General features: G+C 68.8%; 21 protein-coding genes. 14 read left to right on the plus strand and 7 right to left on the minus strand.

Annotated features, from left to right (window positions below):
• The first annotated feature begins 79 nt into the window (after positions 1 to 79).
• From aceK to CCO03_RS18735, 7 genes are all read left to right on the plus strand, one after another.
• On the plus strand, positions 80 to 1993 hold the full coding sequence (aceK, locus tag CCO03_RS18705) for a bifunctional isocitrate dehydrogenase kinase/phosphatase (protein WP_418236033.1): 1914 nt from the start codon (positions 80 to 82) through the stop codon (positions 1991 to 1993).
• A 78-nt stretch (positions 1994 to 2071) separates the two neighbouring features.
• Positions 2072 to 3259, plus strand: a complete 1188-nt coding sequence (locus CCO03_RS18710; RefSeq protein WP_087283548.1) for an acetyl-CoA C-acyltransferase — start codon at positions 2072 to 2074, stop codon at positions 3257 to 3259.
• Positions 3256 to 3990, plus strand: a complete 735-nt coding sequence (locus CCO03_RS18715; RefSeq protein ID WP_205690336.1) for an SDR family oxidoreductase — start codon at positions 3256 to 3258, stop codon at positions 3988 to 3990. The genes CCO03_RS18710 and CCO03_RS18715 overlap by 4 nt, the downstream gene beginning before the upstream one ends.
• 41 nt (positions 3991 to 4031) lie before the next feature.
• On the plus strand, positions 4032 to 4700 hold the full coding sequence (locus CCO03_RS18720) for a pyridoxamine 5'-phosphate oxidase family protein (RefSeq protein WP_087283550.1): 669 nt from the start codon (positions 4032 to 4034) through the stop codon (positions 4698 to 4700).
• 8 nt (positions 4701 to 4708) lie between these two features.
• A complete protein-coding gene (locus CCO03_RS18725) occupies positions 4709 to 5800 on the plus strand; it encodes a hypothetical protein (protein ID WP_087283554.1) in 1092 nt (363 codons plus the stop codon).
• A 302-nt stretch (positions 5801 to 6102) separates the two neighbouring features.
• Positions 6103 to 7491, plus strand: coding sequence for a Trk system potassium transporter TrkA (trkA, locus tag CCO03_RS18730; RefSeq protein WP_087283556.1), 1389 nt, complete (start codon positions 6103 to 6105; stop codon positions 7489 to 7491).
• Positions 7492 to 7561: 70 nt separating this feature from the next.
• Positions 7562 to 9025 (plus strand): TrkH family potassium uptake protein, encoded by a 1464-nt coding sequence (locus tag CCO03_RS18735; RefSeq protein ID WP_087283558.1) that lies wholly within the window; start codon positions 7562 to 7564, stop codon positions 9023 to 9025.
• A 173-nt stretch (positions 9026 to 9198) separates the two neighbouring features.
• On the opposite strand, the gene CCO03_RS18740 is transcribed toward CCO03_RS18735, so the two are convergent.
• Positions 9199 to 9900, minus strand: coding sequence for a fumarylacetoacetate hydrolase family protein (locus tag CCO03_RS18740; protein ID WP_236903939.1), 702 nt, complete (start codon positions 9898 to 9900; stop codon positions 9199 to 9201).
• A 368-nt stretch (positions 9901 to 10268) separates the two neighbouring features.
• Here CCO03_RS18740 and CCO03_RS18745 point away from each other — a divergent pair, with 368 nt between their 5' ends.
• The 7 genes from CCO03_RS18745 (at position 10269) to CCO03_RS18775 (ending at position 17222) form a co-directional block, all read left to right on the plus strand.
• Positions 10269 to 11123 carry a 3-hydroxybutyryl-CoA dehydrogenase gene (locus CCO03_RS18745; protein ID WP_087283561.1) on the plus strand — a complete coding sequence of 285 codons (855 nt, stop codon included), beginning with the start codon at positions 10269 to 10271 and terminating at the stop codon, positions 11121 to 11123.
• Positions 11124 to 11209: 86 nt separating this feature from the next.
• Complete coding sequence (locus CCO03_RS18750) at positions 11210 to 12247, plus strand: serine/threonine protein kinase (RefSeq protein WP_087283562.1); 1038 nt, start codon at positions 11210 to 11212, stop codon at positions 12245 to 12247.
• A gap of 137 nt (positions 12248 to 12384) precedes the next feature.
• The gene (locus tag CCO03_RS18755; protein WP_087283565.1) at positions 12385 to 12735 is read left to right on the plus strand and encodes a DUF1840 domain-containing protein; all 351 of its coding nucleotides are present in this window, start codon (positions 12385 to 12387) and stop codon (positions 12733 to 12735) included.
• Positions 12736 to 13290: 555 nt separating this feature from the next.
• Positions 13291 to 13473 carry a hypothetical protein gene (locus CCO03_RS18760; RefSeq protein WP_087283567.1) on the plus strand — a complete coding sequence of 61 codons (183 nt, stop codon included), beginning with the start codon at positions 13291 to 13293 and terminating at the stop codon, positions 13471 to 13473.
• A gap of 79 nt (positions 13474 to 13552) precedes the next feature.
• A complete protein-coding gene (locus CCO03_RS18765; RefSeq protein ID WP_087283569.1) occupies positions 13553 to 13801 on the plus strand; it encodes a hypothetical protein in 249 nt (82 codons plus the stop codon).
• A gap of 106 nt (positions 13802 to 13907) precedes the next feature.
• Entirely contained in the window at positions 13908 to 15257 is a 1350-nt protein-coding gene (gene aptA, locus CCO03_RS18770; RefSeq protein WP_087283571.1) for an omega-aminotransferase AptA, read from the plus strand.
• 237 nt (positions 15258 to 15494) lie between these two features.
• Positions 15495 to 17222 (plus strand): M48 family metalloprotease, encoded by a 1728-nt coding sequence (locus CCO03_RS18775; RefSeq protein ID WP_236903941.1) that lies wholly within the window; start codon positions 15495 to 15497, stop codon positions 17220 to 17222.
• 325 nt (positions 17223 to 17547) lie between these two features.
• Here CCO03_RS18775 and CCO03_RS18780 read toward each other — a convergent pair whose 3' ends face one another.
• From CCO03_RS18780 to CCO03_RS18805, 6 genes are all read right to left on the minus strand, one after another.
• Positions 17548 to 17892, minus strand: a complete 345-nt coding sequence (locus CCO03_RS18780; RefSeq protein ID WP_087283573.1) for a phage holin family protein — start codon at positions 17890 to 17892, stop codon at positions 17548 to 17550.
• A gap of 152 nt (positions 17893 to 18044) precedes the next feature.
• Positions 18045 to 18815, minus strand: coding sequence for a TerC family protein (locus CCO03_RS18785; RefSeq protein WP_087283574.1), 771 nt, complete (start codon positions 18813 to 18815; stop codon positions 18045 to 18047).
• A gap of 496 nt (positions 18816 to 19311) precedes the next feature.
• The gene (ttcA, locus tag CCO03_RS18790) at positions 19312 to 20358 is read right to left on the minus strand and encodes a tRNA 2-thiocytidine(32) synthetase TtcA (RefSeq protein WP_087283576.1); all 1047 of its coding nucleotides are present in this window, start codon (positions 20356 to 20358) and stop codon (positions 19312 to 19314) included.
• A 469-nt stretch (positions 20359 to 20827) separates the two neighbouring features.
• Entirely contained in the window at positions 20828 to 22741 is a 1914-nt protein-coding gene (locus CCO03_RS18795; protein WP_087283578.1) for an Hsp70 family protein, read from the minus strand.
• A gap of 281 nt (positions 22742 to 23022) precedes the next feature.
• Positions 23023 to 23676 carry a DUF2760 domain-containing protein gene (locus tag CCO03_RS18800; protein ID WP_087283580.1) on the minus strand — a complete coding sequence of 218 codons (654 nt, stop codon included), beginning with the start codon at positions 23674 to 23676 and terminating at the stop codon, positions 23023 to 23025.
• Between the two features lie 413 nt (positions 23677 to 24089).
• On the minus strand, positions 24090 to 25655 hold the full coding sequence (locus tag CCO03_RS18805; protein WP_157667802.1) for a hypothetical protein: 1566 nt from the start codon (positions 25653 to 25655) through the stop codon (positions 24090 to 24092).
• Positions 25656 to 25872 lie beyond the last annotated feature (217 nt).

Here is a 25872-nt window from a genome sequence, read left to right on the forward strand (position 1 = left end):
CGTGCGCCACGGGGACGGCAACCAGAAGCCATGACCACGATCCCCGGCGCCTTGTCCTGATTCACCGCTGTCACGCCCCATGAGCCAAGCCCCCGAATCCCTGTTCCCCACGCAGCTCGACTCGCCCCTGGCCTGGGAGATCGCCAAGGCCATCGTCGACGGCTTCAACCGCCACTACCACCTGTTCCGCACCGAGTCGGCGCGCGCCCAGCACCGCTTCGAAACGGCCGACTGGCACGGCCAGCAGCGCGCGCAGCGCGAGCGCATCGAGTTCTACGACCTGCGCGTGAACGAGTGCGTGCGGCGGCTGGAGAAGCAGTACCAGGCGGGCGACCTGGCCATGGGCATCTGGCACCAGGTCAAGCTGCATTTCCTGGGCATGCTGGTCAACCACCGCCAGCCCGAGCTGGCCGAGTCCTTCTTCAACTCGGTCACCACCAAGATCCTGCACCGCAGCTACTTCCACAACGACTTCATCTTCGTGCGGCCCGGCATCAGCACGGAGTACATGGAGGTCGAGGACGAGAACGAGCGCCCCACCTACCGTGCCTTCTACCCCAAGCTGGCCACCATGGCCGACACGGTGCGCGAGGTGGTCGAGTCCTTCGGCCTGCATTGCGGATTCGAAGACCTGGCGCGCGACTGCCGCCGCGTGGCCGACGCCATGCTGTGGCAGCTCGCGAACATCAAGCTGCGGCCCAACTTCCAGATCCAGGTGCTGGCCACCTTGTTCTACCGCAACAAGGGCGCCTACCTGGTGGGCAAGCTCATCAACGGCTTCGTCGAGATTCCGTTCGCCCTGCCCATCCTGCACCGCACGCCGGGCGTGCTCTACATCGATGCGGCGCTGTTCGGCGAAGAAGACCTGCTGATCCTGTTCTCGTTCTCGCGCGCGTATTTCCTGGTCGACATGGAAATCCCCTCGGGCTACGTGCAGTTCCTGCGTTCGCTGATGCCGCGCAAGCCCCGCGCCGAGCTGTACAACGCGCTGGGCCTGGCCAAGCAGGGCAAGACGCTGTTCTACCGCGACTTCCTCTGGCACCTGCGCCACTCCACCGACAAGTTCCGCATCGCGCCCGGCATCAAGGGCATGGTGATGCTGGTGTTCGACCTGCCGAGCTTCCCCTTCGTGTTCAAGCTCATCAAGGACTACTACCCGCCCCAGAAGGACACCACGCGCGAACTCATCCGCAGCAAGTACCTGCTGGTCAAGCACCACGACCGCGTGGGCCGCATGGCCGACACGCTGGAGTTCTCGGAAGTGGCCTTCCCGCGCGAGCGCTTCGAGGACGAGCTGATCGCCGAAATCCAGAAGTTCGCGCCCAGCCTGCTCGAGATTTCGGACCGCGACGGCGACGGCCGCACCGAGGTCATCATCAAGCACCTGTACATCGAGCGCCGCATGGTGCCGCTCAACATCTACCTGCAGGAAGCCTTCGACGCCGGCGACGACAACCCGAGCGCCGCGGCCCAGATGCAGCACGCCGTGGTCGAGTACGGCAACGCCATCAAGGACCTGGTGGCCGCCAACATCTTCCCCGGCGACATGCTGTGGAAGAACTTCGGCGTCACGCGCCACGGCAAGGTGGTGTTCTACGACTACGACGAGATCGAATACATCACCGACTGCAACTTCCGCAAGGTGCCCAAACCGCGCAACGAGGAAGAAGAGATGAGCGGCGAGGTCTGGTACAAGGTCGGCCCCACCGACGTCTTCCCCGAGACCTTCGGCCCCTTCCTGCTGGGCAACCCGCGCGTGCGGGACATCTTCATGCAGCACCACGGCGACCTGCTGGACCCCAAGTTCTGGCAGGACCACCAGACGCGCATCAAGGGTGGCGAGGTGATGGACGTGTTCCCCTACGACCCGGCGCGCCGTTTCGGCATGGCCCAGGCGGCCAGCGCCCACAGCGCCGAGGTCGATGCCGACGACGACGCGCCCTCCGACCCGGTCGATGCCGGCAGCGTCAGCGAAACCGAACCCTCTGAATGAACAGTATCACCCTGCTGCCGTTTTCATTCAAACGGCAGCAACCCCATACCCTATAACAGACACCATCAGGAGATCCGCATGTCCACCCCCGATCCCGTCGTCATCGTCTCGGCCGCGCGCACGCCCATGGGCGCCTTCCAGGGCGATTTCGCCAGCCTCTCCGCGCACGACCTGGGCGGCGTGGCCATCCGCGCCGCGGTCGAGCGCGCCGGCATCGCCCCCGAACTGGTGACCGAGGTGCTGTTCGGCAACTGCCTGCTGGCCGGCCAGGGCCAGGCCCCGGCGCGGCAGGCGGCCTTCAAGGGTGGCCTGCCCAAGAGCGCCGGCGCCGTCACCCTCAGCAAGATGTGCGGCTCGGGCATGCGCGCGGCCATGTTCGCGCACGACATGCTCATCGCCGGCAGCCACGAGGTGCTGGTGGCCGGCGGCATGGAGAGCATGACCAACGCGCCCTACCTGATGCTCAAAGGCCGCGGCGGCTACCGCATGGGCCACGACCGCATCTTCGACCACATGATGCTGGACGGCCTGGAAGACGCTTACGAACCCGGCCGCAGCATGGGCACCTTCGGCGAAGACTGCGCTGCCAAGTACCACTTCACGCGCGAACAGCAGGACGCCTTCGCCATCGCCAGCGTGACGCGCGCCAAGGCCGCCACCGAAGCCGGCACCTTCGCGGCCGAAATCGCCCCGGTCACCGTGAAGGACCGCAGCGGCGAGCGCGTGGTGACCCTCGACGAAGGCCCGGGCAAGGTCAAGCTGGACAAGATCCCCACGCTCAAGCCCGCGTTCAAGAAGGACGGCACGGTGACAGCGGCCTCCAGCTCCAGCATCAACGACGGCGCGGCCGCGCTGGTGCTGATGCGCGAGTCCACCGCCCGCAAGCTGGGCTGCACGCCGCTGGCCCGCGTGGCCAGCCACGCCACGCACGCGCAGGAGCCCGAGTGGTTCTCCACCGCCCCCATCGGCGCCACCGAAAAAGCCCTGGCCAAGGCAGGCTGGCAGGTGAGCGACGTGGACCTGTGGGAGATCAACGAAGCCTTTGCCGTGGTGCCCATGGCCCTGATGCACGACCTGAAGGTGCCGCACGAGCAGGTCAACGTGAACGGCGGCGCCTGCGCGCTGGGCCACCCGATCGGTGCCAGCGGCGCGCGCATCCTGGTCACGCTGCTGCATGCGCTGCAGGCGCGCGGCCAGAAGAAGGGCCTGGCCACGCTGTGCATCGGCGGCGGCGAGGCCACGGCCATGGCGGTGGAGCTGCTGTGACGCAGCGCGTGCTGGTCATCGGCGCCTCGCGCGGCCTGGGCCTGGAGTTCGTGCGCCAGTACCGCGAGGCCGGCGACGAGGTGCTGGCCACCGCCCGCGATGCCGCCGGCGTGGCGCGCCTGCAGGCGCTGGGCGCCCAGGCCCATGTGCTGGACGTGAGCCGGCCCGGTGCCGTCGAGACCCTGGTGCCGGTGTTGGCGGCGCAGCCCGTCGATGTGGCCGTGTACGTGGCTGGCGTGTTTCCCGCCGCGAACGCCCACGTGGCCCCCGACCAGGCCGAGTTCGACCGCGCCATGCACACCAACGTGTGGGGCGCCATGCAGGCGCTGGTGGCCCTGGGCCCGCAGGTGCGGCCGCACGACTCGAGCGCTTCGGCCTCTGGCCATGCCAGGCCGGGCCATGCCGAGCCGGGCCATTTCCGGCCGGGCCGCTTCGTGTTCATCAGCAGCGAGATGGCCCACATCGGCAGCGTGGACGGCAGCGATGCCTGGGTCTACCGGGCCAGCAAGGCCGCCTTGAACATGGCCGTGGCCGCCGCCCAGCGTGACTGGCCGGCCCTGTGCCTGGTGGCGCTGTCGCCCGGCTGGGTACAAACCGACATGGGTGGCAGCGCCGCCCCCTTGACGCCGGCCTTCAGCGTCCGCAGCATGCGCGACACCATCGCCCGCCTCGGAGACGCACAACGCGGCGCCTTCCTGAACCACGACGGGCAGGCCTTCGACGGCTGGTAACCCGCAGCCAGCCCCGCCCACCCCGCCCAGGAGCAGCCCCCATGACCCTTCGCACCCGTGAGCAGTTGCGCGCCCTCTACGCCCAGCCCGGCGAGCGTGCCCTGCACAAGCAGTTGCCCGCGCTGGACCCGCACGCCACGCGCTTCATCGCCCACGCCCCGTTCTGCGTGCTGGCCAGCGCCGGGATGGCGAGTGACGGCACGGCGGGCGCGCTGCTCGACGCCTCGCCCCGCGGCGGCGCGCCCGGCTTCGTCAAGGTGGTGGACGCGCACACGCTGTGGCTGCCCGACGCCGGTGGCAACAACCGGCTCGACACGCTGGAGAACCTGCTGGACGACCCGCGCTGCGGCCTGCTGTTCATGATCCCCGGCATGGACGAAACCCTGCGCGTGAACGGCCTGGCCACCCTGCGCGACGACGCCGCCGCCTGCGAGGCCTTTGCCCACGAGCGCCAGCGGCCCAAGCTGGTGATCGAGGTGGCCGTGCGCGAGGTCTACCTGCACTGCGCCAAGGCCTTCATGCGCAGCCAGCTGTGGCAGCCCGACAGCTGGCCGCCGCGCTCGGTCATGCCCACCCTGAACGCCATGATCACCGACCAGATCGGCGCCAGCGCCGCCGGCCCTGAATCCGAAGCCGCCATGCGCGCGCGCTACCGCGAGCAGTTGGAGCGCGAGGCCACGCCCGACGCGGCCCGTGGCGCCGCCCACTGACGCCCCGCATGGCCGGTCTGGCCGCCGAACAGGCGGAGGCGTTCTGGCAGGCCTTCCGCGCCCATGAGCTGCGGCTGGCGGGCCTGGCCCCCGCCGCGTTCCTGCAGGCGGCCAACGCCCTGCTGCAGCCGGTGGCCCCCGCGCTGTCGATCGAGCTCGACGCCCAGCCCGCAGCCCACGCGGGCGGCCGCCGCGCCTTGCGCGTGACGGCCCATGGCAACAGCGCCCGCTTTCCCGACTTGCTGACGCTGGTGCAGCACGCCAGCGGCCTGGCGCTGCACGCGGTGCAGGCCTTTCGCTCGCGCGTGCCACAGACGCGCTTTGCCCTGCAGAAGGACGGCCTGAGCCTGGCCACGCACCAGGTCTGGCTGTGCCACCACGACTGCGACGGCCTGGTGGGCCTGCACCTGGCGCTGCCGCCCTGGCCCGCCGAGCAGCAAGGCCTGGCCCGGCACATGGCGCAGGCGATGCTGGGCCACGTGCTGGGCGAGTGGGACCTGGCGATCCGCGTCGGCCCCATCGCCTTCGTGCCCCGGCTCGAGCGCCAGCGCGCGCCCTGCCCATTGAGCGAGTATGCAGCCGCCTTCGATGCGTTTTCATCGGGGACCCTGGGATACACCCAAGATTTTCCGCTCGAGGACGACGGCCCCTGGCGCTTTCAGCCGCTGCACGACGTGCACGACCGACCCCAGCAGCTGCTGGTCATCAACGCAGGCGCCCAGCGCGTGGCCCTGCGGCCCGAGCTGGGCCACGCCGTCTGGTGGTCGCTGCCGGTGTGGGACGAGGCCAGCCTGGTGCGCGCGCACGAGCTGCAACACGCCGTGGCGCTGCAGCTGCAGCGGCAGCGCACCGGCGTGCTGGCCCTGGCCACGCTGGAGCAGGGCGAGCGCCGCACCGCCCAATACCAGGCCAGCAGCCCACGCGAGGTGGCGCAGGCCGTGGCCCGGGCGACGGCGCAGGCCGGCCTGGACGACGCCGATGCCGCCGCGCTGCGCGCCGCCTGGGACCCGCGCTGGCAGCACTACCGCGAGGCCGCGCGCCTGGGCGAGCAGCTGGCGCAGTCCCCCGACCCGCTGTTCGAGCAGCTCGGCGCGGTCTGAGCGCCGGCTTCGGGGCGCCAGCCGATGGGCCGCCGCGCCCGCTCTGCGCGTCTTGGCCGGCCCAGCCCGACACCGTGCGTTCGCCCCGCCCCGTCGGCCTTCCCACCAAGCCACCGGCCGTCGCCCAGGCCGGCCGATCCCGCGCCACGGCCCCCGCAGGCAGGCGGGCCACACCCCGCGGCGAGCGCGTGTGGCGGCGTGGGCACACGCCCTGGGCGCACGCGGGCCAGGCGTCATCCTGGCCGCACGTACGCCCCGTCAGCCCCTATCATTCGACACCCCATGACCACTGCGGCGACCGCATGCAAATCATCATTCTGGGCGCCGGCCGCGTTGGCGAAAGCGTGGCCGAGACCCTGGCCTCGGAACAGAACGACATCACGGTGATCGATCCCGACGGCGCGCGCCTGCGGTCGCTGGAGGACCGCATCGAGGTGCGCGGCGTCATGGGCGACGGCACCCAGCCGTCGGTGCTGGCCCAGGCCGGAGCCGAACACACCGACCTGTTCATCTCGTGCACGGCCGACGACGCCGTGAACCTGGTGGCCTGCAAGGTGGCCTACAGCCGCTTCAACATCCCCAAGACCATCGCACGGCTGCGCTCGCAGGAGTTCGTCGAGGGCGAAACCCTGCTGACCAAAGAGGGCTTCGCCGTCGACCAGGTGATCTGCCCCGAGGCCTCGGTCACGCGCTACATGCACCAGCTCATCGAGTACCCCGAGGCCCTGCAGGTGCTGGTGTTCTCGCAGGGGCGCGCGCACCTGGTGGCCGTGCGCGTGGCCACGGGCAGCGAGATGGCGACGCGCACGCTGGCCGAATTCAGCGCCCGCAACCCGGATTGCCAGCTGCGCCTGGTCGCCGTCTACCGCAACGACAAGGAGATCCCGCTCGACCCGTCGGTGCGCATCTTCCCGGGCGACGAGGTGTTCTTCATCGTCGACCGCGCGCTGGTGCGCGATGCGCTGCGGCTGATCCGCGGCCCCGAGGTGCCGGTGCGGCGCGTGATGATCGCCGGCGGCGGCCGCGTGGGCAAACGCCTGGCCGGCAGCCTGGAAGGCATGTGCCAGGTCAAGGTGATCGAGTCCAGCCTGGAGCGCTGCAAGTCGCTGGCCGAAGACCTGCCGTCCGAGATGCTGGTGCTGCAGGGCGACGCGTCGGACGAGGACCTGCTGGTGGACGAGAACGTGGGTGACATGGACCTCTTCGTGGCCGTGACCAGCGACGACGAGGACAACATCATGTCGGCCATGCTGGCCAAGCGCCTGGGTGCCCGCCGCGTGATGGCCATCGTCAACCGCCGCGCCTATGCCGACCTGATCCAGGGCGGCGCCATCGACATCGCCGTGTCGCCCGCGCAAGCCGTGATCGGTGAGCTGCTGCGCCAGGTGCGGCGCGGCGCCGTGGCCGCGGTGCACAGCCTGCGCCGGGGCCAGGCCGAGGCGCTGGAGGGCATTGCCCACGGCGACGCCAAGCATTCGCACCTGGTGGGCCGGCGCATCGAACAGATCAAGCTGCCCGAGGGCGTGCGGTTCGGCGCCATCGTGCGCACGGTGGACGAGCGCGTCGAGGTGCTGATGCCGCACCACGGCACCGAGATCCAGACCGACGACCACCTGATCCTGTTCCTGCCGCACAAGCGCCTGGTGCGCGAGGTGGAGAAGCTGTTCCAGGTCAAGGCCACGTTCCTCTGAACGAGCAAGTCCAGTATCAGTCGTTTCCCGTTTTGATGAAAACGCACACTGCGGCATACCCCATACCGTCATGAAGCGATTCGACGCTGCCTTCCTGGCCCTGTCCTGGGTCATCATGGCCTTCTCCTTCGCCTTCTGGGTGCCCATGGCCTGGGACTTCTTCGGCGAAGCCCACGGCAAGGACACCAAGGTCTGGCTGTGGAGCTTTGCCTTCACCTTCACCACCGGCCTGTGGCTGTGGGAGCGCACGCGCCGGGCCGCCCGCGAGCTGTCGGTGCGCGACGGCTTTCTGCTCGTGACCCTGGTGTGGGTGGTGCTGCCGGCCTACGCCTGCATCCCGTTCCTGTTCAAGGTCGAGGGCATCGACTTCACCAACGCCTACTTCGAGGCCATGAGCGGCCTGACCGGCACCGGCGCCACCTCGCTCGCCGGGCTGGACCTGCTGCCCCTGTCCGTCAACATCTGGCGCTGCTTCATGCAGCTGATCGGCGGCCTGGGCATCATGCTGCTGGCGGTGGCGGTGCTGCCCTTCCTGGGCCTGGGCGGCATGCAGCTGTACAAGGCGGAGATGCCCGGCCCCATGAAGGACACGCGGCTGACGCCCCGGATTGCCGAAACCGCACGCGGCCTGTGGAGCGTGTACTTCAGCCTGTCGCTGGTGTGCTTTTTCGCCTACCGCCTGGGCGGCATGAGCTGGGCCGACGCCTTCATGCACATGTGCACAACCGTCGGCCTGGGTGGCCTGTCGTCGCACGACCAGAGCTTTGCCTACTGGAACTCGCCCACGCTGGAGTGGCTGGCCATCCTGTTCATGCTGCTGTCGGGCATCAGCTTCGCGCGTTACTTCGTGCTATGGCGCCAGCGCAGCGTGGGCATCCTGACCCGAGACGCCGAAGTGCGGGCCTACATTGCGGTGATGGGGACCTGCATCCTCATCACCCACTTCGTCTTGCAAAGCACCGAAACCATCGTCTCTCCCGGGGAAGCCTTCCGCACGGCCGCCTTCCAGGTGGTCTCGGTGGCCACGACGACGGGATTCACCACCGTGGACTATGCGCTTTGGCCGTCGTTCCTGCCGGTTCTGCTGCTGCTGCTGGGCAGCTTCGTCTCTTGCGCGGGATCGACCGGTGGCGGCATCAAGATGATCCGCATGCTGGTGCTGGTGCAGGTCGCCCGGCGCGAGCTGGCGCGCATCCTGCACCCGCGCGCGGTGCTGCCGCTGAACTTGGGCAACCGCCCGGTACCCGAAGACGTGGTCTGGGCCGTGATGGCCTTCATGCTGATCTACTGCAGCACCATCGTGCTGCTGGCCCTGGTGTTGCTGGCGTCGGGTCTCGACATGGTCACCGCTTTCACGGCCGTGCTGGGCATGGTCAGCAACGTCGGCCCCGGCCTGGGCCAGGTGGGGCCCGCCGGCAACTTCTCGGTACTGAACGACTTCCAGATCTGGGTCTGCTCGCTGGGCATGCTGCTGGGGCGGCTGGAGATGATGTCGGTGCTGGTGCTGTTCACCCCGCGTTTCTGGCGGCGCTGACCCCTTTACAAGCAGTATGACCCGGTTGCCGTTTCTCAATCAACGACCATCGGACCATGCTGCATCCAGCCCATCAACCAGCCAGGCCGTCGGGTTGACCGTCCGGTTCCCCATCGGGCGGGTCACCCAGCCTGCCGCGCGACTCGCCCGGGGCAGCGGCCGGCGCGGGCCCGTCAGACGGCGGCGCTCAGGGTCAGCTTGACCTCGCCCAGGCCGGCGATCTGGCCTTCCAGCACGTCGCCCACCACCACGGGCCCCACACCTTCGGGCGTGCCCGTCATGATCAGGTCGCCGGGCTGCAGGTGATACAGGCGCGACAGGTTGGCGATCACCTCGTCCACGTTCCAGATCTGATCGGCCAGGTCACCCGACTGGCGCAGTTGGCCGTTCACGCTCAGCGTGATGGCGCCCTGCGTCAGCACCCCGGTCTGGGCCACGGGCACCAGGGGCGACACCACGGCCGCGCCCTCGAAGTCCTTGCTGGTGCCCCAGGGACGGCGGGCCTGCTTGGCCGCGTCCTGCAGGTCGCGGCGCGTCATGTCCAGGCCCACGCCATAGCCCCAGATCACGCTGGCGGCCTCGCTGGTGTCGATGCGGAAGGCCGGCTTGCCGATGGCGACGACCAGCTCCACCTCGTGGTGAAAGTTCTGCGTCTCGGTGGGGTATGGCAGGGTGGTGCCGCTGGGCACCAGGTGCAGATTGGACTTGTTGAAGTAGAACGGCGGCTCGCGCGAGGGGTCGGCACCCATCTCGCGCGCGTGCGCGGCGTAGTTGCGGCCCACGCAGAAGATGCGGCGCACGGGGAAGCGCTGCGAACTGCCCTCGATGGCCAGGCTGACCACGGGCGGAGGGGCGAATGCAAAGGATTCGGACACGTGAAACTCCCAGTGAAAGCGGTGCACACCCATGCACCGACGGCCATCATCGCACGCGGCAAGCGGGCGCCCGCCCCATCCAGCACCACCGGCATGGGCATTGCGCGCACCGCCTAACTGGTCGGGCGCCTGGCAGCCCGGCTGATGCGCCGAGGCTCACGGCCCGGCCGCGCCGGGTCGCGGCGCCCCGCGCACCGGAGGGGCACGCCAGACCGGTCTAGGCAGCTGCCCCTAGGCCGCCGCCCCGGCGCCCGGGGGGGTGCGCCCATAATCGGGGGTTGGCCCGAGCCCGGCCATGCCAGGCATGGCGGCGCGACCCGGTCGCGCGGGGCGGCATCGGTGACGTGAAGAAGACCAAGGATTCAGACATGAGCAAGACCATCCAATCCGTCGGCGTCGTGGGCGCCGGCACCATGGGCAACGGCATCGCCCAAGCCTTCGCCACCGCCGGCATCCCCGTGGTGATGGTGGACATTTCGCTGGCCGCCGTCGAAAAAGGCCAGGCCACCATCGCCAAGAGCCTGGACCGCCTGGCCAGCAAGGACAAGATCAGCGAGATCGACGCCGATGCCGCCAAGGGCCGCATCCTGGGCACGACGGATTACAGCAAGCTCAAGGGCGCCGACCTGGTGATCGAGGCCGCGACCGAGAACTTCGACATCAAGGTGCAGATCCTCAAGCAGATCAACGGCATCGTCGGCGACGACACCATCATCGCCACCAACACCTCGTCGATCTCCATCACGGCCCTGGCCGCCACGGTGACGCATCCTGAGCGCTTCATCGGCCTGCACTTCTTCAACCCCGTGCCCATGATGGCGCTGGTCGAGGTGATCCGCGGCCTGCAGAGCAACGACGTCACGCACGCCGCCGTCGAAGACGTGGCCGGCCGCCTGAACAAGACCGCCATCACGGTGAAGAACGCCCCGGGCTTCGTGGTCAACCGCATCCTGGTGCCCATGATCAACGAGGCCTTCTTCGTGCTGGCCGAAGGCCTGGCCACGGCAGAGGACATCGACACCGGCATGCGCCTGGGTTGCAACCACCCCATCGGCCCGCTGGCCCTGGCCGACATGATCGGCCTGGACGTGTGCCTGTCGGTGCTCGAGGTCTACCTGCGCGAGCTGGGCGACAGCAAGTACCGCCCCTGCCCGCTGCTCAAGGAAATGGTGGCCGCCGGCCGCCTGGGCCGCAAGACCGGCCAGGGCGTCTACCACTACTGAGGCGGACTCGGCGGCGTGTGCCGGCCGCCGTGCCCCCACGGCCGCTGGCGCATGATCCGCGCTTTCCCCATCGCGACGGCTGCACCATGAACCCACCCCATCCTTTCGATCGGCTCACGCCGGATCTGGTGCAGGACGCCATGGCCCAGGTGGGCCTGTTCGGCGACGGGCGCCTGAGCGCCCTGCCCAGCTACGAAAACCGCGTCTACCTGGCCCCCCTGGAGCGGCCCGCGCCCGACCACCCCGACGTGAACGCCGTGGTGCTCAAGTTCTACCGGCCCGAGCGCTGGGGCGAGGCCCAGATCCTCGAGGAACACGCGTTTGCGCAGGAACTGGCCGACGCCGAGGTGCCCATGGTGGCGCCGCTGCGCTGGTCCGGGCAGAGCCTGCACCACATCGATGGCTTTCGCTTCAGCGTGAGCCCGCGCCGGGGCGGTCGCACGCCCGAGCTCGACGACCTCGAGGTGCTGGAGTGGACCGGCCGGCTGCTGGCCCGCCTGCACGATGTGGGCGCGCGCCAGCCCTTTGCCAGCCGCCCGGCGCTGAACCTGGACAGCTTTGGCGTGCAGCCCCTGCAATGGCTGCTCAGCCACGACGCCGTGACGCCCGGCCAGCGCGCCGAGTGGGAACGCACCTGCCGCGACATGCTGGACCGCGTGGCGCAGCACCCCGCCCTGTGCGGCGACGCCGGCTCGCCCCAAGGCGGCATCCGGCAGCTGCGCACGCACGGCGACTGCCACCCCGGCAACATCCTCTGGACCCCTGGCGACGGCGCCGATGCCGGCCCGCATTTCGTCGACCTGGACGACGCCCGCACCGCCCCCGCCGTGCAGGACCTGTGGATGCTGGCGCAGGGCGAGCGCGCCCAGCGCACGCTGCAGCTGTCGGTGCTGATCGAGGGCTACGAGCAGGTGCGCCCGTTCGACCGGCGCGAGCTGGCCCTGATCGAGCCGCTGCGCAGCCTGCGCCTGCTGCACTACAGCTGCTGGCTGGCGCAGCGCCAGAGCGACCCGGCCTTTCAACAGGCCTTTGCCTGGTTCGGCAGCGACGACTACTGGCGCGATCAGATCGTCACCCTGCGCGAGCAGTGCGAGGCCATGGACCAGCCCCCACTCTGGGTGTGACGGGCTGCCGCCGCGGGCAGCTGGCCACCCCGGTTTTCAGCCTGGTTTCAGGGTCAACGGCCGGGGCTGTGCTACCTTGTGGTCAGCCAGTTGACGCCACAATCCTGGCCTGTACCTTGACCAATGAGGAGAACCGCATGCTCTACAAATTCAAGTCGCCCGCCGGAGCCGATGTGATCATGAACCAGGGGCCGGCCGAACACATCCTGGACGTGATCGGCAAGGGTGCCGGCGCGCCGGGCATCATCACGGTGGAGCAGATCCCCGCCGCCATCAGCGCCCTGCGGGCGGAAGTCGCGCGGCAGGAGCAGGAGCGTGCCGCCGGCAAGGCGGGCCACCACCACGCGGGCATCGACGACGTGGCGGTGCAGGTGGCCGAAGAGCAGGGCAAGGCCGAGACGGTGCTGTTCTCGCAGCGCGTGACGCCCCTCATCCACCTGCTCGAACTCAGCCTGGCCGAAGGCAAAGGCGTGATCTGGGGCGCCTGATCCGCCATTTTTGGCCGCAGTATGGTGCTGTTTCCGTTATTCAAACAACGGAAGCGTCACCATACTACCCAAATCACCTTCACCCCTTGGCGCATCGTCCTCATCGAGCAACGGCCGCTGAGCCGCTGAATCCGGCCAAAGGCCCCGATGTGATCTCAAGCGCCTGATCCACAGGCCACCTTATCTGGGGTATGGGCAAATTCTCGTCCGTTGAACAACGAGATTCACCCCATACTGCACAAACTCTCCACCCCAACGTCTCCTTTCCGCAAGCAACCCGGCCTGGCTTGTCGGATGCACGCCAAAGGCTGCACGCCGACGCGGGCATCGCGCTGCAAGAGCCGGAATCTCCTGCCACCGTCCAGGGCCCTGAGCGCCACAAGCACACGGCGCATGCCGCCCGCCTGCACCCACCTGACACCTCGGAACGGCCTGCCGAACAGGCCCGCCCGTCCAAAAGCCCCGCTCGGCGCCCCCGTGCACTCAGGCGGCATACTCAGTGGCTGCACCGGTGCCCCATCCGTCGTGGTCGCACCGCTTGCGCAAGGAGTGCACATGTTCATCAAACCGTTGCTGATCGCCGCCAGCATGGCGGCAGCCGCCTGGCTGACCGGCTGCGGCGTCACGCCACAGCCTTCCCACGGCGCCGACAACACCCCCAGCGGGGTGTCGGTCTACGGCACCATCGACCTGGGCGTGGGCAAGTCCCAGGGTTCAGGCGTCAGCCAGCGGCCCTGAGCCCGCTGAAGCGCACAGCCACACGGCATGGCCCGGGGCCATCCCCCCACCTCATCGTCAACTTGATCTGGAGGATTTCATGACCCAACCCACCCCCACCGGCGACGCCGAACCCACCCCCTTCCACGTGCGCGTGGTGAGCGACGTGCAGCACCGCATCGGCGACGGCGCGCTGGAAACCATCGCCGCCGGCCAGGACCTGGAGGTGACCGAAGCCATCGCCAGCATGGTGCTGTCCTGGAAAGAGGATGGCCAGGGCCAGACCGCCATCCTCGCCAAGAACGAGTTCCAGCACTACCTGGAGACTGGCGCCCTCCAGGTGCTCTAGGGTAGCCTTGGCCCACCGCGCATCATCCCCGGCCGATGCGCGGGACGGTGCCTGAGGCGCGCGCCCCCGCCACCGCCGCGCCACCCCGATTCCACAGGACGTTTCCATGAACACCGTCACCGACCCTTTGCACCCCGCTGTGCGCAGCGACGCCGACTGGCTGTCCGCGCACTGGATGCCCTTCACCGGCAACCGCCAGTTCCGGGCCGAGCCCCGCATCATCACCGCGGCCAGCGGCGCCTACTTCACCGATGCCGCCGGCCGCAAGGTGTTCGACGGCCTGTCCGGCCTGTGGTGCAGTGGCCTGGGCCATGGCCGGCGCGAAATCGCCGAAGCCGTGGGCCGGCAGGCCGCCACGCTGGATTACTCGCCCGCCTTCCAGTTCGCCCACCCCTTGTCGTTCGAGCTGGCCAACACGCTGAAAGCCGTGACGCCGGCCGGGCTGGACCACGCCTTCTTCACCAGCTCGGGCTCCGAATCGGCCGACACCGCCCTCAAGATCGCCCGCGCCTACTGGCGCGCCAAGGGCCAGGCGAGCAAGACCATCCTGATCGGCCGCGAAAAGGGCTACCACGGCGTGAACTACGGCGGCATCTCGGTCGGCGGCATCGGCGGCAACCGCAAGCTGTTCGGCCAGGGCGTGCAGGCCGATTTCCTGCCGCACACGCAGCCCCCACTGGGCAGCTTCATCCAGGGCCAGCCGCAGGAGGGCGCTGCGCTCGCCGATCGCCTGCTGGACCTGATCGCGCTGCACGACGCGAGCAACATCGCCGCCGTCATCGTCGAGCCCTTCTCGGGCTCGGGCGGCGTGGTGATTCCGCCCGTGGGCTACCTGCAGCGCCTGCGCGAGATCTGCACGGCCCACCACATCCTGCTGATCTTCGACGAGGTCATCACCGGCTTTGGCCGCTGCGGCGCCATGACCGGCGCCGAGGCCTTTGGCGTGGTGCCCGACCTGATGACGCTGGCCAAGCAGATCACCAACGGCGCCCAGCCGCTGGGCGCCGTCATGGTGCAGCACGAGATCTACCAGGCCTTCATGGACGCCGGTGGTCCCGACTACATGCTGGAGCTGCCGCACGGCTACACCTACTCGGCCCACCCCGTGGCCTGTGCGGCCGGCCTGGCCGCCCTGCAGCTGCTGCAGCAGGAACAGCTGGTGCAACGCGTGGCCGAGCTGGCGCCCTACTTCGAGCAGGCGGTGCACAGCCTCAAGGGCGCCAAACACGTGGCCGACATCCGCAACTACGGCCTGGCTGCCGGGCTGACGATCAGCCCCGTGCCCGGTGAGCCCGCCAAGCGCCCCTACGAGATCGCGATGAAGTGCTGGGCCAAGGGCTTTTACGTGCGCTATGGAGCCGACACGATTCAGCTCGCGCCGCCCTTCATCGTCGAAAAGCCCGAGATCGACCGCCTGGTGAATGCGCTGAGCGATGCGCTGAGCGAAACCGCCTGACGTGCCCTTCGCCGGGGTGGAGCAGCCTGGCCCCAACCGGCCGGGCTGCGCCGCCGCCTCGGGGCGATTCGGCTGCCACGCCGGCGACAGGCGACAGGCCAAGCACCTAGCCCGCCAGCTTCAATAGCAGTATGACCACATTCTCGTTCAACCATGAACGACCATGAAGGCATACCCCATATCCTTTCAACACCCACATCCCTCACAGCCGGAACTTTGCCCCCACACCGACCTCTCATGGCCATGCAAGGACGTGCCCACTCCCCCGCCCAGCGCATGCTGGCCCTGACCCTGGCCGCGTTGCTGCTGGTGCCGGCGCCGGGCTGGGCCCAGTCAACGCCGGCCCGCGCGCCCAACCTGCCCTCGCTGGGAGACGCCGGCGCCATGACGCTGGCCGAGGAACGCGACCTGGGCGACCGCATCGCGCGCGAGCTCTACCGCGACCCCAGCGCCGTGGATGACCCGGTGCTGGGTGACTACATCGACCAGATCTGGCAGCGCCTGCTGACCGCGGCGCGCCAGCGCGGCGAGCTGCCGCCCGAGCTTGACGCCCGCATGGCCTGGCGCGTGGTGCAGATCCGCGACCGCGCCGTCAACGCCTTCGCACTGCCCGGCGGCTACCTGGGCCTGCAATATGGGCTGATCGCCGCCACCCAGGATCGCGACGAGCTGGCCACGGTGATGGGCCACGAGATGAGCCACGTGAGCCAGCGCCACATCGCCCGCTCGATCGACCAGCAATCGCGGGTGTCGCCGCTGATGCTGGCCGCCATGGTGGTAGGCGCCATCGCCGCCAGCAAAAGCCCGGCCGCGGGTCAGGCGCTGATCGTGGGCGGCCAGGCCGCAGCCATCCAGAACAGCCTGAACTTCTCGCGCGACATGGAGCGCGAGGCCGACCGCATCGGCTATGCCGTGATGACCCAGGCCGGCTTTGCGCCCGATGGCGCCGTGCGCATGTTCGAACGCCTGCAGACCGCCTCGCGCCTGAACGACAGCGGCGCCTGGCCCTACCTGCGCACCCACCCGCTGACCACCGAACGCATCGGCGACATGCAATCGCGGCAAGCGCTGCGCGGCAAGCCGGTGACGGTGCGGGACGACCTCGAGCACCTGCTGCTGGCGGCGCGCGCACGCGTGCTGGCCGAAACCGGCATCGACGAGTTGCGCACCTGGGCCCGGGCCCCGCAGGACACCGGCTTTGCCCAGCAGCCGCTGATCCGGCGCGCACCCGCCCTGTACCAGGCCGCCATGGCCCAGGCCGCCCTGCGCGACTGGACCGGCGCCCGCGCCACGGCCCAGCGCCTGGCCGAGCTGTTGCAGGCCCGGCCAGGTGAGGCCCGGCCGGGGGAGGCTCGGCCAGACGCGGCCCTGCCCGCAGCAGCCCAATCCGTTGCGGCGCAAGCGCGGCTGCTGCAGGCCGACCTGGCCTGGCGCGCGGGCGATGCCCGGGCCGTGCTCGAGCTGTTGCCCGCCCCTGCCCCCAGGCAGGTGTCCAGCAGCCTGTCGGCCGCCGACGTGCTGGGCGCCGACGTCGTGGCCGGCGAGCCAAGCCGCCGCCCGGCGCCCCCAGTTGCTGCACCGCATGACGCGTTGAACAGCCGCGCCACCCTGCTGTGGCGGGCCATGGCCCTCCATGCCACGGGCCAGGCGGCCGCAGCCAGCGGCCTGCTGCAGAGCTGGGTCGCCAGCCACCCGGACGATGCGCTGGCCTGGCAAACCCTGGCACAGGCCTGGCAGGCGCAGGGCAACCGCTTGCGCGCCTTGCGGGCGCAGGCCGAAGCCCGCATCGCCGAAGCCGACTGGCAGGGCGCGCGTGATCGCCTGCAGGCGGCGCGGGATCTCTCGCGCCAGCGCACGCACAGCTCGCCCGGCGACCACATCGAAGCGTCCATCATCGACACGCGCTACCAGCTCGCGAGCGAAAAGGTCAGGCAGCAGGCCGAGGCCGACGCGCGCCAGCGCTGAGGGCCGCATCGGCGGCGAGCGGAATCCGACGGGGAGACCGACGGACGCCAGCCGGCGATGCCGCGCAGCACAGGCGTCGGGGGCATCGCGCCCCGCCCGCCGCCACGACAAAGCCCCGCACCCGGGGCTTTGTCAAAGGGGCGGGCGCATCACCTCGCCACACCCACACGCGGGGGTCCTTCCCCGCAACCTGGCGTCCGCCGGCCCTTCACTGAAGGGGGGCAGGGTCAATCCATGCGGGTGGCTGTCGCCCCGCGGACCGCGCCCCAGATGGGGCGTCCGATCGACGGCTGTGCAGCGCGGGCGCCGCCAAGGCTGTGCAGGGTCAATCGCCACGCACCACCGCATCCACCAGCAACCCCAGGGCCGAGTAGATGAGCGAGCCCAGCAAGGCGGCGCCAAACCCGTTGACGTGGAAGCCCGACAGCAGGCCGGACGCGGCCCAAAACACCAGGGCGTTGACCACGAACAGGAACAGCCCCAGGGTCAACACCGTGACCGGCAGCGTCAGCAACACCAGGATGGGTCGCAGCACGACGTTGAGCAGGCCCAGCAGCACCGCCGCCAGCAACGCGGTGGTGAAGCTGGCCACCTGCACCCCCGTGTAGAGGTAGGAGACGGCGAGCAACGCCACCGCCATCAACACCCAACGCAGCAAGAGTTTGACCATGAAGCCTCCAGGCAAAGCGCCAGTATGGCGTGTTTTGCATTTCTTGGTGATCGAGACGCCGGTCATACTGGATTCAACCGCCCATGAAAAAACCGCCGGCAAGCCGGCGGTTTGTTGGCAAGGCAGGGAGCGCATGCTGCGCTCCCCGGGCATCAGCTGTGTGCCGGGGCCTTCTGGGCCTTGCGCGACGCAGCCCACTTGCCCAGGACCAACACCAGCAGGGCGCCGGCCACGTGCGCGATCCAGTACATGGGCATGGACGAGTTGAACACGGCCGTCTTGGTTTCGGCGTTGTAGTCCAGCAGCTTGGGCGCCCAGGTCCACTGGTCCGGCACCACCAGCAGCGGATCGGTCACCAGCATGCCGCCGGCAATCCAGCCCAGCAGCATGCCGCCGGCCACGATGATCATGGGGTAGCGGTCCATCAGCTTGATGACCAGCTGCGAGCCCCAGACGATGATGGGGATGGAGATCAGCAGGCCCAGCACGATGAGCAGGAACTGGTGCTCACCCGAGCTTTGCGCGGCACCGGCGATGGCGATCACGTTGTCCACCGACATCACGAGGTCGGCCACGATGATGGTCTTGATGGCCGCGAACAGCTTGTCGCTGCCCTCGATGTTGTCGTGGCTCTCCTCATCGGGTGCGACGAGCTTCACCCCGATCCACACCAGCAGCAGCGCCCCCACGATCTTGAGGAAGGGCAGCTGCAGCAGCACCATGGCGAACGCGATCAGGATGATGCGCAGGACGATGGCACCCGCGGTGCCGTAGATGATGCCTTTGCGGCGCTGCTCGGGTGGCAGCTTGCGGCAGGCCAGCGCGATCACGACGGCGTTGTCGCCACCCAGCAGGATGTCGATGATGATGATCTGCCCGAGCGCGATCCAGAACGGCGCGTGGGTGAGAAAGTCCAAATCCATGAGTAACCTCGGTTGAATCCCGGTGCCTGGCGACACCGCGGGTGTTGCTACGCATGTTCACTGATTGGAAATCGGACGCACACAGGCACATACCCGTACGCGAAAAGGCTTCCTTTGAGTGACCACGTGAATCAGTCGCTCAAAGGTCTTGCTCACAACCGCTGGCACGGTTGCTCGGCGGGCCGGAAGCCATTGGTCTGCACCTGGCTTCGTACTGACGACCCGTCAACGCCGCAGTGGCTGGCCTGTTGAAGGCGCCCGCTGCGGGAGAGCTACTCCCCCTTGAAGGGCGAGATTTGACCACAACCCGGCCCCTGTTGACCAGAGGAATGCGCGCCAGGGTGTGGCGGCGGGCGCAACAGACCATGGACTGGACACCTGGCAAGGCGCCGCAGCGCGCACGATCACGGCACCGTGCAGCGGCCGCTCCACCCAATGAATCACGGAGTATCGGAGCCTGCCGATTGCCCTTCAATCGGCAGCACCCGATACTGCCTCAGAGCTGCACCACCTGCACCCCGCCGAGCGGGCCTTCTTCCTTGGGCAGGGGCTCTTCATCGAAGGCCTTGTCGCCGTGCTCGTCGGGCTGGCCGTTGGCCTTCAGCCCCTGGAAATCGAACAGCTCGCGGTCCATGAGGTGCGAGGGCACCACGTTCTGCAGGGCCGTGAACATGCTCTTGATGCGGCCCGGGTACTGCTTTTCCCAGTCGCGCAGCATGTTGCCGATCTGCTTGCGCTGCAGGTTTTCCTGGCTGCCGCACAGCGTGCACGGGATGATGGGGAACTCGCGGTGCTCGGCCCAGCGCACCAGGTCGCGCTCGTAGACATAGGCCATGGGGCGGATGACGATGAATTCGCCGTTGTCCGAATTCAGCTTGGGCGGCATGCCCTTGAGCTTGCCGCCGAAGAACATGTTCAGGAAGAAGGTCTGCAGCATGTCGTCGCGGTGGTGGCCCAGCGCGATCTTGTTGCAGCCCAGGCGGCGCGCCACGGTGTACAGGATGCCGCGCCGCAGGCGCGAGCACAGGCTGCACATGGTCTTGCCCTCGGGGATGTTCTTCTTGACGATGCTGTAGGTGTCCTGCGTCTCGATGTGGTAATCGATGCCCAGGCTACCCAGGTACTCGGGCAGGATGTAATCGGGGAAGCCGGGCTGCTTCTGGTCGAGGTTGACGGCCACGATGTCGAACTTCACCGGCGCACGCTTTTGCAGCTTGAGCAGGATGTCGAGCATGCCGTAGCTGTCCTTGCCGCCGGACATGCAGACCATGACCTTGTCGCCCTCCTCGATCATGTTGAAGTCGACGATGGCCTGGCCCACCAGGCGGCACAGGCGCTTTTCGAGCTTGTGCGTCTCGCGTTCGATCTTCACGCGCTTGTCCGCGCTGAGGGCCTGCGACGCGCCGGCTGGCGCATCGGCGTGGCCGGCGCCGGCCTCGTCGTCCAGCCAGGCCTTGGGGTGTTCGACCGCCAGCGCCGCGGCTTCGGGGGTGTGGGCGGCGTGATCGGTCAACGCGTCATCCGCCAAAGTGGTTGCTTGCATGGGGCCGTATTTTCGCCGCTGCGCCGACGATCCGCTGGCGCATGGCGAATCCGGGCCCAGCCGCCGAGTCGACCAAGGGGGCGCCCATGCGCCTCGGTCATGACCTCGCACGGCATGGCGACGGTCGCCATCCACGTGGGGGCCGGCCATGCGCGTGTGGATCTGTACCGTGCCCTGCGGGCCACCGCAACGGCTGACCACGAAGCACGCGCAGGTCACTCGCGGGCCAGCCATCTGCCGGTTTGGGCCTGGCGGGCAAGAGCCGCGCGCAGCTGGGCATCCGCGAGCAAGCGCTGGATGGCCTGAACTTTCAGCCCTGAGCCCCCGGCCTGGCTCAGACAGTCGCGATTTGGGCCAGACAAACCGAAGACAGTATGCACCGATTTTCGTTTTCTGGTGAACGGCAATCGGCGCATACTGCCTTTCAACCTCTAAACCTGCGCCACGCGAACGCAGCGCCCACCGCACGTCAGGCCTGCGGCGCGTCCTCGCCCGCGGTGGCGGGCGCGCGGACGTCCAGCTCCACCTTCCAGCGTTCGCTGCCGCCCACGGGCACGGCCGCCAGCTCCAGCGTGCCGATGTCGGTGACCCGCGCATGCAGGGTGACGGGCACCACCTCGCCGGGCTGGCGGCCTTCGGCCGGCAGGTTGGCTTCGATCTCCTGCAGCTCGACCAGCTCCTCCGGCCCCCAGAACTCGAGCTGTGTGCCCACCGTGTCGCTGCGGCGCACGGATGAGCCGAAAAAGCGCAGCCGCACCGGCTCGCCCACCACCAGGCCGAACACCTGGCCGTCCAGCGCCACGTCGCTGCCCTCTTCCATGCCGAAGGGCGCCAGGCACAGGGCCGTGATGGGGGGCTCCATGCCCGGGATCGCCGGCATGTTCGACTCCACACCGACGTAGAAGCTCTGCGCCGTGCCGCCCCGGATGCGCACGCCGCGCCCGCGCCGCACGTAGCCGTAATAGGCCGCGCCGCGGGCCACGGCCAGGTCCAGGTCGGCGCCGTCCAGCAGGCGCGCGGGCGGCGCGCCTTCTTGCGTCAGCCAGCCGTTCAGCACCTCCAGCAGGCGGGCCTCGATCTGCGCCGCCTTGAGCACACCGCCGTTGAACAGCACGGCCGTGGGGTGCAGGAACGAACCGTTCTGCGCCGTGGCGGCCAGCCCGTCCAGCTCGCCCGCGGCGCCCACCTGGCGCGACAGGAAGGCGGCCAGGTGGCGCGTGACGGCCGCATCCTGCGCATACGGCAAGCCCAGCTGCGTCAGGCCGCCGCGGGCGCGCTGCACCGGCTTGTCGGCCACCGCCACGCGCGGGAAGAAGCCCTCGAGCACGATGGCGTCGACCTCGGCACGCGTCACCTCGGTGCGCAGGCTACCGCCGATCAGCTTGCTGCCCCGGCTGGGCACCACCACGGGCACGGCCTGCAGGCTGGCGTCGGCCAGCAACTGTTCCTTGGCCGCGCGGCAGGCGTGGGCCAGGGCCCGCGTCTGCCAGGCATCGAGCTGCTTGCCCTCTTGCGCCAGCTTGCGCGCCACGCCGTAGGCCAGCGCCAGGTCCATGTTGTCGCCGCCCAGCAGGATGTGCTCGCCCACCGCGATGCGCTGCAGGGCCAGGTTGCCGTCCTGCTCGCGCACGGCCATCAGCGACAGGTCGGTCGTGCCGCCGCCCACGTCCACCACCAGCAGCACATCGCCGTGCTGCACCTGTTTGCGCCAGCCGCCCGCCGTGGCCTGAATCCAGCTGTAAAGCGCGGCCTGCGGCTCTTCCAGCAGCGTGAGCTGGCGGTAACCAGCCAGTTGAGCCGCCTCGGCCGTCAGCTCGCGCGCCACGGGGTCGAACGAGGCCGGGATGGTGACGGTGATGTCCTGGGCCTCGAACGGCGCCTCGGGGTGGGCCTGGTTCCAAGCCTCTTTCAGGTGCGTGAGGTAGCGCACCGACGCCGCCAGCGGCGACAGGCGCGCCACCTCGGGCGGCGCCTCGGCCGGCAGGATGGGCGCCCGCCGGTCCACACCGGGGTGGCACAGCCAGCTCTTGGCGCTGGCGATCAGGCGGATCGGCGTGGCGGCGCCGCGCGCGCGCGCCAGCTCGCCCACGATGGCCGCCGGCGTGGCGCCATCCGCGGGCCAGGGCAGGCCCAGGTCGCCCGGCGCGAACTCGCTCTCGTGCGGCAGGTAGCTGAACGAGGGCAGCAGCGGCCTGGCCTCCACCTGGGCCGGCCCGGTCAGCTGCGGCACCGCCAGCACGCCCTGGGCCACGCGCTCGCCATCGCTCTGGGCCAGGTTCACCCAGGACAGCGCGCAATGCGTGGTCCCCAGGTCAATGCCAAGGGTGTATTGGGGGGAAGCCGTTTCATTTTCAACGGCAGCAGGGGCATACTGCTCAGACATGTGATTCATTCGTTCCAATGTGGGCGCCGCCGGGCGGCGCGATGGCGTGGTGGGCGCACGCCGCAGGTCAAGGCCACGCTGCGGGCGCCCCAGCGGCGTGACGCGGTGGTGTTGCCGTCCTCAGATCCGGGACGTCGCCAGGGCACAGCACTTCAGGCAGGTGTATCACGCCACACCCGTTCTAGATAAAACGGGAACAACGCCATGCTGCAAAGTGCTTGTCATTGAGGGACAAGCAGCCGGCTTCCACGGTGCTGCGCAAGCGTGGCTCGGGCCGGACCTCACAGCTCCACGTCGGCCTGGGCGATGACCCGGGCCACCTCGGGGTCGGCCAGCTGCGGCAGGCGGGCCTCCGTGGCGCGCCAGCCGCGGTGGGTCAGCGTGCCGGTGAACGGCGGTTCGCCCACCACGTTGCCGCTCACGCGAGTGCTGCCGGCATCGAAGCCGGGCTGCAGCGTGATGCGGCTGCCCTCGGCCTCGGGGCGCACGGCTTCCAGCGTGAGGTGATCCCGCAGCACCTTGCGGCAGCCCGCGTGCACCACGCGCGCGGCGGCGCCGATCTCGGCGTCGCTGTAGCCGGCCACGTCCTCCTGCACGAAGTCGACGAACCGCGCCTCGCGCTGCAACAGGCCGAGCAGCTGGTACGCCGCGGTCGCCGTCTGCACCGGCACCTCGACGCGGACTTCGACCGGCACCTCCACGCGCTGTTCGACCACTTTCTCCACGAGCTTTTCCACCGTCACCTCGACCGGCCTCTCGACGATTTTCTCCACCACGGTGATCACCGGCTCGGGCGCGGGCACGTCGGCCACCAGCGCCTCTCCGCTGCGCAGACGGGCCACGTTGCCCGCCAACTGGGCATTGCCCACGATGGCGAAAAAGCTGCCCATCGCAATGGCCAGGCGGCTGAAAAAAGATGGGGGATGGGCGTTCATGCAAACAAGGCCGGCGGGTATCGCCGGCAGGTGAAACCAAAGAAAAAGGCCAGCAGCCCTGGCGCTGCCAGCGCCCGGCCAACAGACCCAATCGCGTGTGCGCCAGCGGACGAGGTACCGGTGCAACCGCAGGACCTGACACGCTGCTGCGCCTGCGGCGGGCGGCAGAGAACCCACAGGGCGTCGGCGCCGCGAGCACTGACGCGCCAAAGCGCCCGATTTTATCGGCCGCGCCCATGGCCCTGGCAGCCAACGCACATGGGCACCGCCGGTGCCATCGGCACCAGCCGGCCGCGCATCCCCGGCAGGCAAGAAAAAACCGCTTCGGTCACCCGAAGCGGTTTGTATACCCGCCAACTCAAGCCGGCTGGGTGACCTCAAACGCCAGGCCACAGCCTGGCGTCATCAGGCCATCAGCGCGCTGCGCGGTTGCGACGACGCAGGGCCAGGGCACCCAGGCCGGCGCTCAACAGACCCAGCAGGCCGATGCCAGCGGTGTCCAGCGCGGGCACGGGCTTGGCGTTCGACGGCTGGACGGGCGGCGTCGGATCGGCCCCGGTGCAGGTCGCCGTCACGTAGAAGTCGGCAATGGCCGCCAGCGCGCACGTGCCACCACCGCAGTCGTTGGTGTTCTGACCACCATCCAGCATCAAGCCAATGGTGTTCTGGCCACGCGCGAAGCCGGGAATGGCAGGCGTCGTAGCTGTTGCGAACGCGCCAAACCCGTTCGGCAGGTACAAGCCGGAATTGTCGAACACCGGCGCTTCGCCCGTTGGCTGGACAAACACGGTATTGCCGTAGTCATCAAATCCAAATCGGCCATCCAATTTGATGCTGTCCAGGTACACGTTGTTGCCCACAGTGATGGGCTGGTTCATTTGGAACACGGCAGCGTGATAACCCGCTTTGGCTTGACCTGTGGCTGCCGGATAGGGCACGCCCGGGATGTCAGCGCCCGCCGGATCTGTGGTGCCCGGGCTGATCCAACGCGCGGTCGTTTCCGAGCCGGCCGGCAAGCCAGCGGGGTCGAAATAGCTGCGATAGCGATAGTCGTCAAACAGTGGCTGCTCGACGTTTTCCAGCGTACCGGCGTTGTTGCGCCAGGTCCACTTCCAGTCCCGGGCGTTGGTGGTGAACGGACCAATGCGGACCGTCTCGCCAGCCGGCGTGCCGGCCGGGCAAATCAGGGCGGCTGTGGGCTGCGCAGCCGGCTCGGTCAGGCAATCGGCCGTGATTTCCATGTCGGCCACCACACCGGTGGGCAGGACCGCAGTCGTGCTTTCGCTGGAGGTGGAAAAGCCGATGGTGTTGTCGCCATAGTAGAAGCCCAGGCCACCACTCAGATCGATGTTGGCTGGCGAGCCCCAGCTCCCCCCCAGCATGTTCGTTTCCTTGAACCACGTGGTGTTGGCCACACCCCCGGGCAATGTGGCAGGCTTGACCACGAAGCGCGCATTGTTGTCGCCGCCGCCCGTGCCGACGATCCGAATGGTCGACAGGTCCACATTGGGTGCAACGGTGATGACCTCATCGCGGATGAACGTCACACGGCCTGCGGTCCAGGCGCCGTTGGCGACAACACCCGCGACGGTCACAGCCGGGTACGGCGGATTGCCCGTGCTGCCTGCTTGCATGTTCTCCTGACCGAAGCCCAGCCACTTGCCCTCCACGGGAGTGCCCTCCAGCGAACCCGTTCCCGTGCCATGCGTGACACCGGCAGGATCGAAGTAGCCGTACCACAGGAAGTCGTCCCGCACGGTCGCTACCGGGCCCATTGGATCGCTCACGTACTTGCCATCGGTGGTCCAATCAGCGGCAGATGCGGTGCTCACACGCAACGGCGTGCCACAGGTCAGCGTAGCGGCCTGCACGCCGCCCATGGCGCACAGCCCCAAAACAGCCACGGCCACCGGCGATGCGGCTTTGCGGAAGATCCCCGCGCGGGCAGCGCGCGTGGCGAACGGTGAAACACTTGCCATACAACCCTCTCCTTGTGGATGAAAGACTTACAAATCCTGGCTGATTATGGCGTATGAGCGCACGAAATGCGTATTTTTTGACCGATGTGGTTGACATCCCACACAAGGCGGGGCGAAGCCATGGGGCATTTCGGCGAGTGGAATGGGGTTAGGAGCCCGGTCACCGTCCGTGTCTACCTGCGCGCAAGCCTGTCTTGACGCCTAAGCGACACGGGGG

The sequence above is a fragment of the Comamonas serinivorans genome, from assembly GCF_002158865.1.
GTDB lineage: Bacteria > Pseudomonadota > Gammaproteobacteria > Burkholderiales > Burkholderiaceae_C > Comamonas_E > Comamonas_E serinivorans.